Source organism: Synechococcus sp. 1G10 (genome assembly GCF_002252625.1).
GTDB lineage: Bacteria > Cyanobacteriota > Cyanobacteriia > PCC-6307 > Cyanobiaceae > Regnicoccus_A.
Genome location: NZ_NQKW01000014.1, coordinates 63,388 through 73,239, shown reverse-complemented (window position 1 = coordinate 73,239; position 9,852 = coordinate 63,388). Strand labels below are relative to the sequence as shown.

The following is a 9,852-nucleotide window of genomic DNA, read 5'->3' as shown; positions in this document are numbered from 1 at the left end:
TCGCGCAATACCGTTGCGCCGCGTGGTATCTGACCAAATGCATCGCAAGACTAGCCGTGGTTCACGGGTCTGAGAACCGCATGGTCACACCCCTGCAGGAGGCCAAACATAGAGAGGCTGTCCAGACCCAGGTTCACACCAGAATCGGAATCAGGATCAAGAAAAAGCCCGGGTGTTTCACCCCGGGCTTTCAGATTCTGCAGCCGCAGCAACCGTCAGTTCACGCCGCCGCAGCCTGCTCCTCCTTCTGCTTCGCGAGCACCTTCTCCAGCCCCTCGATGTCTTCGTCGGTGATCTTGGTCTGCATCGGGCAGTGCTTGGGCCCGCACATCGAGCAGAACTCCGCCTGCTTGTAGATGTCGGCCGGCAGGGTTTCGTCGTGATATTCACGGGCGCGCTCGGGATCAAGTGAGAGCTCGAACTGCTTGTTCCAGTCGAAGGCGTAGCGCGCGCGGCTGAGTTCGTCGTCACGGTCGCGGGCTCCTGGACGGTGGCGGGCGATGTCGGCGGCGTGGGCGGCGATCTTGTAGGCGATCAGGCCCTCGCGCACATCATTGGCGTTGGGCAGGCCCAGGTGTTCCTTGGGGGTCACGTAGCAGAGCATCGCCGTGCCGTACCAGCCGGCCAGGGCCGCGCCGATGGCGCTGGTGATGTGGTCGTAGCCGGGAGCGATGTCCGTCACCAGTGGGCCAAGCACATAGAAGGGCGCCTCGCTGCACTCCTCCATCTGCTTCTTGACATTGAATTCGATCTGATCCATCGGCACATGGCCCGGACCCTCCACCATCACCTGGATGTCGTGCTCCCAGGCGCGACGGGTGAGCTGACCCAGCGTTTTGAGTTCCGCCAGCTGGGCGGCATCGGAGGCATCGTGCTGGCAGCCGGGCCGCAGGGAATCGCCCAGCGAAAAGCTGCAGTCGTAGCGCTTGAAGATCTCGATGATGTCATCGAAGCGCGTGAACAGCGGGTTCTGCTTGTGGTGATACAGCATCCACTGGGCCAGGATGCCGCCGCCGCGGCTCACGATCCCCGTGAGGCGTCCCTTCACCAGGGGCAGGTGCTCGATCAGCAATCCGGCATGGATCGTCTGGTAATCGACGCCCTGCTGGCAGTGCTTCTCGATGATGTGCAGGAAATCATCGGCGTCGAGCTTCTCGATCGAGCCGTGCACGCTCTCCAGCGCCTGATACACCGGCACCGTGCCGATCGGCACCGTGGAGGCGTTGATGATCGCCGTGCGCACCTCATCGAGGTTCACGCCGCCGGTGGAGAGATCCATCACCGTGTCGGCGCCGTACTTCACCGCCAGCCGCAGCTTGGCCACCTCTTCATCGAGGTCGGAAGCATTAGCCGAGGCGCCTATGTTGGCATTTACCTTGCACCTGGAGGCGATGCCGATCGCCATCGGCTCCAGGTTGGTGTGATTGATGTTGGCCGGGATGATCATCCGCCCCCGCGCCACCTCCTCCATCACCAGCGATTCGGGCAGGTTTTCCCGCCTGGCCACGAAAGCCATTTCTTCGGTGACCACACCCTGACGGGCGTAGTGCATCTGCGAAACGTTGGCGTGGCCGCGACGCTTCTCAATCCAGGCGGTGCGCATGATCGGCTCGAGAAATGGGCGCTTGGACTGGGGGCCGCTGACTGGCGAGGGCACGACTCCGGATCCGGGCGCCACCTGGTCCGATCGGACCGCGGTTGCATTTGGGACACTTCCCTGAAATGGCATGACCAGGATCAGGTTCGGAGGGTGTGATCTCAGCCCAGGGGAGCAACTAAGCCCCGGACACCCCTAGTGACCGCAGAATCCTAGCCGGGTCACAACCCTGGCGGGCATAGGCGCCCCTGTGGAGTTCAATCCCAGAGCACCTGGGCAAGTAGCAGCTCCTATCGGAGGCGGTGAGAAGCTGGGCCCGGCGGATCATCGTGCGGCCATGCCCCCTCGCCGGAACCCGCCGAGGGGGCATGGAACAGCGAACCGGTCCTGGCCTGCAGATGGTAGAGAGGACGACGCTTGACCTCCTTGTACACACGTGCAAGATATTCGCCGATCACGCCAAGAGCCAGCAGCTGAACTCCACCGATGACCGTGATCACCACCATAAGAGAAGTCCAACCGTGGATGGTGCCTCCAAGCAGGTAATTGCTCATGATGGCAATCATGCCTAGGCACGAAACAAGTGCCATGAGCACGCCGAGGTAGGCAATATACCGGAGTGGCTTGTAGGAAAGCGAGATCACGCCATCAACAGCCAGAGAGAAGGATTTTCGAAAGGGATACTTTGATACACCGGACTCGCGGATTTTACGGGAGTAGTGCACGGATGCAGTCTTATAGCCGACCTGCGGTATCATCCCGCGCAAGAAAAGTGAGCGCTCTTTATATCGAAGCAATTCAGCCAGAGAGCCCCTGGACATCAGCCGGAAGTCGGCATGGCCGGGCATGATCTCGACACCCATGAGCAGCATCAAAGAATAGAAAGAATTGGCGAAGAAGCGCTTGCTCCTTGAATCTGTGCTGCGATTAGCGCGCACGCCATACACAATATCGTACCCTCGCCGATAGAAAGAAAGCATTTCCTTGCATACGCTAACATCGTCTTGAAGATCCGCATCGATGGATATCGATGCGTCAGCACAATCGACTACGGCCGCCAAGCCAGCAAGCAACGCAGCCTGATGCCCCTTGTTGCGGGAAAGCCGAAGCCCACTCACGCGCGAGTCACGATGCGACCACCTATCAATCAGCTGCCAAGTGGCATCTCTGCTGCCGTCATCCACCAACAGGACACCAGATCCCTCCAGCGCACAGAGGCCGGCCTCACTGAGAAGCTCTAATTCTGTGAGAAGGGTTGTGATGCTCTGGTCAAGAACGGCTTCCTCGTTGTAACAGGGAACAACAAACAGAACGATCGGAGTGAAACGTGTCACCGTCTTCGACGCTGTGGCCAGGCATCCACAGACGCGGATTTATCAATGGTCATGTCCTAAGCAGCGCTAAAGGGGTCTGCAATGAAGATCATTCCAAATTAGCATGCATGCGCGATGGTTGACCACCGAAAGAAGCTTCATACCAGAGACAAGAAGGTCATCCCCATACCGAAGCTGACCGGATGGATGGCAGATAAGAGAGTGGGGCCAGGGTTTTCCACGTGGCAAAACCTGGCTGCGAGTGTAATAATCGTGCTTTTCCTGTCCAGAACAACTGAAACCCATTGTCAAGACTTGATCAGATTAGTCCCGCTGACCTATCAGATCTTTTTGATGTGACCTTAATTTGAGAAAGTAGTGGCGCTCCTGACCACTTCTGGAGTATTCTGCATGAGAAGCGGATCCTGATCGATGGAGTCAACAGCTAGCCTTCGGGCAAGCAAGTGAACGGGCGCGCGGGCCCGAAAGGTGCGTGCATACCACCCTCGCCGGGTTGGTCAAGAACTATCGCCCTCGGATTAATCGCGCTGCTATGTGTCTTGTTTGGTGCTGCCTACGTCGGCCACGAAACCCCAGGCTATTTCTGGGACTATGCGGGATACCATGACCAGTACCGCCAGCTTACCGAAGAGCTTAGGAGGGGAGACTGGCCGAATTTCCTAGCCACCATCACCTCCAGCCTACAGACAAGTGACTACAACGTTTCACCCGTTCTGCCGCTACTTCCAATTTCTCTGTTAGTTGGTGATTCTCGCCTAGCTTACATACTCTCTCTCATTCTCCTCTACCTGATCCCGGCCAGCATCATTCTCGTTCTACTAATCCAGGAGTGCTGGAAGGGAAGCGGGCGTGGAATCTCATTCTGGCTTGCCCTTGGCTGCGTACTTCTCTATCCGATGTTCTGGGCTCCTACGTTGCGTGGCTACCCGGACATTGCCGCTCTGATCCCGATGGGGCTAGCCGGGCTGCTAATTCTCCGAACCAACTCGATGCTTCAAGCATCAGTTCGACAGAGTCTTTGGATTGGCCTGCTGCTGTGGTGCACATTCCTACTGCGGCGGCACTTCGCCTACTCAATCGTAGCGATCATCCTCGTAACCCTGAGCTTCGCTGGATGGCAGGTTGTGTTCGCCGATGGCATCCGAAACACTCTGCTGGGGAGGTTTCTACGCAATACATTGTTGGCAGGAGTCGCCCTGCTGCTTCCTGCACTGATCGTTCAGGGGCCTCTGTTGCAAAAGATTCTAACCACTTCCTACGGGTTTATCTACTCCGCCTACCAGGCCGAGACTGGCGAGAAGCTGGTGACCATGTATGAACGGAATGGTCCCATCTGGACCCTGCTAGCAGGATGCGGGGCTCTTTATGCTACCCGTATTCGCAACACGAAGGCCCTCTTCTGCCTTTGCGTGGGACTGCTGAGTTATGCATTCTTCCAGCATACCCAGGCCCCCGGCATTCACCACACGCTGCCCTTTGTGTTCTGGTTGGCACCGCTTGCAGCCTGGCCACTGACCCTGATCAACGCCCAAGCCACGGGTCGTCGCAGGGCAGGCCTGGGAGCACTGCTGCTGGGGCTCCTCTCGGCGGTTTCACTGCCTGTGCTTGCTTGGACCGACATCCAGCGCTCACCCCTCCTTTCCTGGAGCAAACCCCTACAGGCCAGGGCAACGTTCCCTCCGTTCAGGATCGAGAGCTATCCTGTGCTGATTGACTTGGTGAAAGAGCTCAGTGTCCCAGAATATACCGATAAGCAAATTCTTATCCTGGCATCCTCTGTGGAACTGAACCCATCAATTATCGCAAGCCTCAGCCCCGAGATTGCTCCTAGAGTGGATGGCGCTGGTGATGTGGATCTACGTGATGGCTTTGCCTTGAAAAAAGCCCTCTCAGCAGACTACATCATTACAACATGGGAGCCTTCACTCCATCTGCCTGCGAAGCATCAGCAGGTGGTCGTGATCCCAGTTCGAGCCCTTTTTGACCCGAAGAATCCTCTTGCAAAATCTTACGAAAGAAAGTCACATCGATCTTTCAGGCTCTCAGACGGCAATACCGTATACATCTTCAAGCGCACTTCTCTGCCCAGCCAAGAAGCGAGCAGTTGGCTGACAGCCGAATTCCGCAAGCACTATCCTTCTTGGGAGAGGAAGGATGGAAAAATCGGTCCCCATCAGCCTTGAGAGAGAGTCGAATCCCTCACAAGCCTGCAACCATGGGATCTTCCAGCAGTCAGTTCGGGCGTTTCTTGCTCACAGGCATCTTCAACACCGCCAATGGCTATGCGTCGGTGCTTGTGCTTCAGGCAATCACCGGGATGCCCGTGATTGCCAACCTGCTGGGTTACCTATTTGCCGGTGCGGTGGGCTATCTGGCTCACAGCAAATTCACGTTCCGCACCAAAACTAATTCATCCGGGGCAGTCCGCTACGGATTCGTACTTTGCGTTAGCTACCTGATCAACCTCATCACCCTGAAAGCCCTCCTGATGATTATCGCCCCTGTGCCAGCCCAGCTCATCGCCGTGACCATCTTCACGGTTCTATGCTACTTTGGGCAGTCGCGACTCACTTTTTCAGGCTAGTCCCTAATGTACAGTTCCGGAAATAACTGATACAATATGGAGTGTCTCCCGAAGGAGTCTTTCCATGGCTATCGGCCGTCCGATGCCGCCGCTGGTCCTCACGGAGGACGAAGTTCAGCAGCTGCAGAGCATCGCCAACTCCCGCTCTTTGCCCCACTCCATCGTGCAGCGCGCCCAGATCGTCCTGGCCTGCGGGGCTGGCGAGACCAACACATCCATCGCCAAGCGGATGGGGCTGACGGGCATGACCGTGGGCAAGTGGCGAAAACGCTACCGGGAACTGGGTCTGGAGGGCTTGCACGATGAGCTACGCCCCGGCCGACCTCGCACCTATGAGGAAGACACCGTGGCTGAGGTGATCAACCGGGCTCTGCAGACCAAACCCACCGATGGCAGCACCCATTGGAGCGCCCGTTCCCTGGCTGCAGCGACTGGCATCCCCAAGACCACTGTTCACCGCTGGCTTCAGACCTTTCGGTACAGCCTCACCGGCAGAAGCATTTCAAGCTCTCGACCGACCCCTTCTTCGTTGAGAAGGTAAGGGACATTGTCGGCTTGTACCTGAACCCGCCGGACAAGGCGATGGTGCTCTGCGTCGACGAAAAGACCCAGATCCAGGCGCTGGATAGATCCCAACCGCTACCGCCCATGGGCCTGGGCTTTGTGTAGGGCGTCACCCACGACCACATCCGCCACGGCACAACCACACTGTTTGCCGCCCTTGACGTGGCCACCGGCGAGGTGACGACCCAGTGCAGACCCCGCCCCGGCACCAGGAGTTCCTGGTGTTCCTGCGCCTGATCGAAAAGTCAGTTCCAGCCGAATTGGATGTCCACCTGATCGTCGACAACTACTGCACCCACAAGCACGCCAAGGTCCGCGCCTGGCTGGCGCAGCGACCGCGCTTCCACGTCCACTACACGCCCACTTACGCCTCCTGACTCAACCAGGTGGAGCGCTGGTTTGGGATCATTACCCAGCGGGCCATCCGGCGCGGCTGCTTCTCCAGCGTCAAGGAGTTGATCGCAAGGATTGAGCAGTTCGTTGCTGCCCACAACAAGACCACCAAAGCCCCGTTCAACTGGACCGCCACAGCGGATTCAATCCTGGAGAAGCTCCAAAGACTGTGCTCGCAAATCTCCGGGACGAGGCACTAGATCCTGTTGTTCTGTATGATCGAGCCTGGATTGGCTAGATCATACAGAATGTCATTTCTGCCTCTGCAGTAGTCGAGAATCTGGTCTCTGCTAATCAATCGCTTAAAATAATCGGAGGTCTGGCTCATGCTATTAGATTAGGTATCTCAATATTTGAAGCGTGGATATCCTTCCGCCCAAGTCCCTCTAGACACAGAAGGCTGAAGAAGTTATCAGCAGTTAGCTATTCGCCATCACTGTCGCAGCCAAAGGGACCTGCTGAGTGATAGGGAAAAGAGTACTTGACAAGATCTTTTGTTCTTTCGCATTGAATAGTGCGATTGGCATAATCGCTAGAGACGGAGCGGCCATCAACAAGCTTAAATGCGTTATATCCCCTCTGCGCTAGAAATATTGAAAATACATTAATCGCATGAGACTCGGCAGATATATATGGTGGGTAAAAGTTGTGTTGAAACAGAGACTGCAGGATTGGCGCATCATAATGCTCGATATCGATCTTTATGTAGAAAGGGCTTCCATAGGCATTGACAATATCAGCGACAGGCTTGCACGGAAGCCTGATTTGATCGTAATTCTCAAGAATCGAGGGAGCAGGGCGTGACAGCTGGCTGAACACATGTTTTTCCTTATGCAGATAAAATGAAACTTCTGATTGCTCTTGTCCCGCGATGACTACACAGTTTTCCGGGATCAGTCTTCCTGCCTGGATTTCGTCTTTTAAACCTGGATCTAATTTGTTTGCATAGATCAGGATTGGCTTCAATGGCTACCACGACATCACTCTTGAGGAGATAATAGGGAGCATCGCCTCCGTTATTTGTCCCAAGGTCGTAGATGACTCGTTTCATTTAGGCCCATCACTATCTTGGGAAACATAGCATGCCCTGCTGTTCTCCTAAGGCTTAATGGGCGGGTCCGGTAACCACTCCGAGTTGCCATCTCCGGTCAACATCAGAGTCTCACGCCGGCCAGGCCAAGAGCTTCACGTGCAATGTGGGAACTGGGGGTCTCGCTTGTTGCCGCTTTGGAGCCTCGCATCTTGTGTGGAACCTCAATGCACCTGTTCATAGGGATGCAAATGATCGTGTGCTCGATAGCGACCGTTCGAGCTCTCTCTATACTTATAGGGTGATTCAAGCGGCTTGGCGATGCTTCAAACTTGTTCTTAGACAGTTCAGCAAACCATTCCCGGATGCTCTCACGTTTCTGCTTCACACAGTCTGCAATCGACCCGGCCCTCCATGGCGCCAACAGCATCAACAGGTCTACATCCTTAACGTCGGACAGTCCCCCAGTTTGCTGGTGGGGAACTACTTTTCATCAAGATGCTTTTGATCGATGGCATTGCGCGAACCCTATGCACCCAATTCCTATTCGGTAGCAAAAGCAACAACGTCGCCTCCCTCACCGGGAGAGCATTCAATGGCGGAAGCAGCTTCTAGGGTTCCGGTTGGCATCAGTTCGCCTCGGCGAGCCGGATGCGGCGTCTGGTCCGAGAGAAGCTCACCGGGGTCACCCGGTTGCACGGAGGGATAAAAGCCCGGGAGACCGCACCACCCACCTCCGTGTTTGCCATGACCGCATCCCCAGGCCCGGAAGGGGCCTTTGACCCGCGTACTCAGGCGCCGCCACTCGGCCGCCAGGGTGCCGAGGCACTCGAGAAGGAAGCCCGCCTGCCGCTCACCGGCTGGCAGCAGGAGGTGGATCAGGGCCTGCTCTACGGCCTTGAGGCGGCTGAGAGCATCGTCGACCGGCGCATTTCCACCTTCTCCCGTGGTGAGCTGCCCCACTACGCGGGGATCAACACGTTCATGAAGGCGCCTTACATCGAAGACGTGAACCGCGTCGGTGAGTTCGATGTGGCGATCATGGGCGTGCCGCATGACTCCGGCACCACCTACCGCCCCGGCACCCGCTTCGGCCCCCAGGGCATCCGCCGCATCTCGGCCCTCTACACGCCCTACAACTACGAAATGGGGGTGGATCTGCGCGAGTCGATCAGGCTCTGTGATGTCGGCGACATCTTCACGATTCCGGCCAACAACGAGAAGAGCTTCGATCAGATCTCCAAGGGCGTGGCGCACGTCTTCGCCAGTGGCGCCTTCCCGATCATTCTTGGTGGAGATCACTCGATCGGCTTTCCCACTGTCCGAGGCGTCTGCCGCCATCTGGGTGATAAGAAGGTAGGCATCATCCACTTCGATCGTCATGTCGACACCCAGGAGATCGACCTCGACGAGCGCATGCATACCTGCCCCTGGTTCCATGCCACCAACATGGCCAACGCCCCGGCCGAAAACCTCGTACAGCTGGGCATCGGCGGCTGGCAGGTGCCTCGTGAAGGGGTGAAGGTCTGCCGGGAGCGGGGCACCAACGTGCTCACCGTCACCGACATCTGCGACATGGGCCTGGAAGCGGCGGCGAAATTCGCGATCGAGCGTGCCACCGATGGCACCGACTGCGTCTACATCTCCTTCGACATCGACTGCATCGATGCCGGCTTCGTGCCCGGCACCGGCTGGCCTGAACCCGGCGGCCTGCTGCCACGCGAGGCGCTCAAGCTGCTGGAGCTGATCGTTCGCAATGTGCCGGTCTGCGGCCTGGAGGTGGTGGAAGTTTCCCCCCCCTACGACATCAGCGACATGACTTCGCTGATGGCCACCCGCGTGATCTGCGATGTGATGGCCCATCTGGTGGTGAGTGGTCAGCTGCCCCGCAAGGGCAAGCCCGCCTGGCTGCATGACACCTGCAACATGGCCGTCGATCAGAAGTGGAGATAGGCCGTGCATGAGGTCGACATGACCAAGTGCCTGCTGCTCTCCCTGCAGGAGTGGAAGCGTGGGCAGGAGCCCCTCACCCCCGTGGTGTCAGCCGTGCACCTGCAGGTGGGTGACTTCACCTGCGTGGAACCGGAGGCGCTGCGGTTCACCTTCGCTGCCGCGGTTGAGGGTACCTGGCTCGACGGCTCGACGCTCGAGATCGAGACCGTTCCCCTGCGGGCCCGTTGCCTGGGCTGCTCCGGCGTCTACAGCCCCGATCCCGATCAGGCCTACCGCTCCCCCTGCTGTGATCGGCCCATGGAGGAGATCGTCAGCGGCCGTGAGCTGCGCATCCGCTCCGTCGACTACAGCCTGCCGCAACAGACCTCAGATCCCGCCGCCGTTCCTTCGCGCTGAC

Annotated in this window: 7 protein-coding genes, 1 pseudogene and 1 riboswitch; of the genes and pseudogenes, 5 read left to right on the top strand and 3 right to left on the bottom strand. The window is 57.7% G+C overall.

Going from position 1 to position 9,852, the window contains the following annotated elements; all coding sequences use genetic code 11:
* Positions 1 to 220: 220 nt before the first annotated feature.
* Together thiC and CJZ82_RS12230 are read right to left on the bottom strand one after the other, a co-directional pair.
* Positions 221 to 1,603 (bottom strand): phosphomethylpyrimidine synthase ThiC, encoded by a 1,383-nt coding sequence (gene thiC / locus CJZ82_RS12235; protein WP_094556060.1) that lies wholly within the window; start codon positions 1,601 to 1,603, stop codon positions 221 to 223.
* 284 nt (positions 1,604 to 1,887) lie between these two features.
* Positions 1,888 to 2,931, bottom strand: coding sequence for a glycosyltransferase family 2 protein (locus tag CJZ82_RS12230; protein ID WP_094556051.1), 1,044 nt, complete (start codon positions 2,929 to 2,931; stop codon positions 1,888 to 1,890).
* Between the two features lie 539 nt (positions 2,932 to 3,470).
* Here CJZ82_RS12230 and CJZ82_RS12220 point away from each other — a divergent pair.
* The 3 genes and pseudogenes from CJZ82_RS12220 (at position 3,471) to CJZ82_RS12210 (ending at position 6,672) form a co-directional block, all read left to right on the top strand.
* Positions 3,471 to 5,114, top strand: coding sequence for a hypothetical protein (locus tag CJZ82_RS12220; protein ID WP_094556049.1), 1,644 nt, complete (start codon positions 3,471 to 3,473; stop codon positions 5,112 to 5,114).
* A gap of 32 nt (positions 5,115 to 5,146) precedes the next feature.
* Entirely contained in the window at positions 5,147 to 5,515 is a 369-nt protein-coding gene (locus CJZ82_RS12215) for a GtrA family protein (RefSeq protein WP_094556048.1), read from the top strand.
* A gap of 64 nt (positions 5,516 to 5,579) precedes the next feature.
* Positions 5,580 to 6,672 (top strand): annotated as a pseudogene (locus CJZ82_RS12210) (IS630 family transposase).
* Between the two features lie 223 nt (positions 6,673 to 6,895).
* Here the strand turns inward: CJZ82_RS12210 and CJZ82_RS17945 are convergent.
* A complete protein-coding gene (locus CJZ82_RS17945) occupies positions 6,896 to 7,438 on the bottom strand; it encodes an FkbM family methyltransferase (RefSeq protein ID WP_143593659.1) in 543 nt (180 codons plus the stop codon).
* A 664-nt stretch (positions 7,439 to 8,102) separates the two neighbouring features.
* A riboswitch (guanidine-I (ykkC/yxkD leader) is annotated at positions 8,103 to 8,224 on the top strand.
* A gap of 25 nt (positions 8,225 to 8,249) precedes the next feature.
* Between CJZ82_RS17945 and speB the strand changes: the two genes are divergently transcribed.
* Positions 8,250 to 9,455: an agmatinase gene (gene speB / locus CJZ82_RS12205; RefSeq protein ID WP_094556047.1), complete on the top strand. Its 1,206-nt coding sequence runs from the start codon at positions 8,250 to 8,252 to the stop codon at positions 9,453 to 9,455.
* Between the two features lie 3 nt (positions 9,456 to 9,458).
* Positions 9,459 to 9,851, top strand: coding sequence for a hydrogenase maturation nickel metallochaperone HypA (locus CJZ82_RS12200; RefSeq protein ID WP_094556046.1), 393 nt, complete (start codon positions 9,459 to 9,461; stop codon positions 9,849 to 9,851).
* Position 9,852 lies beyond the last annotated feature (1 nt).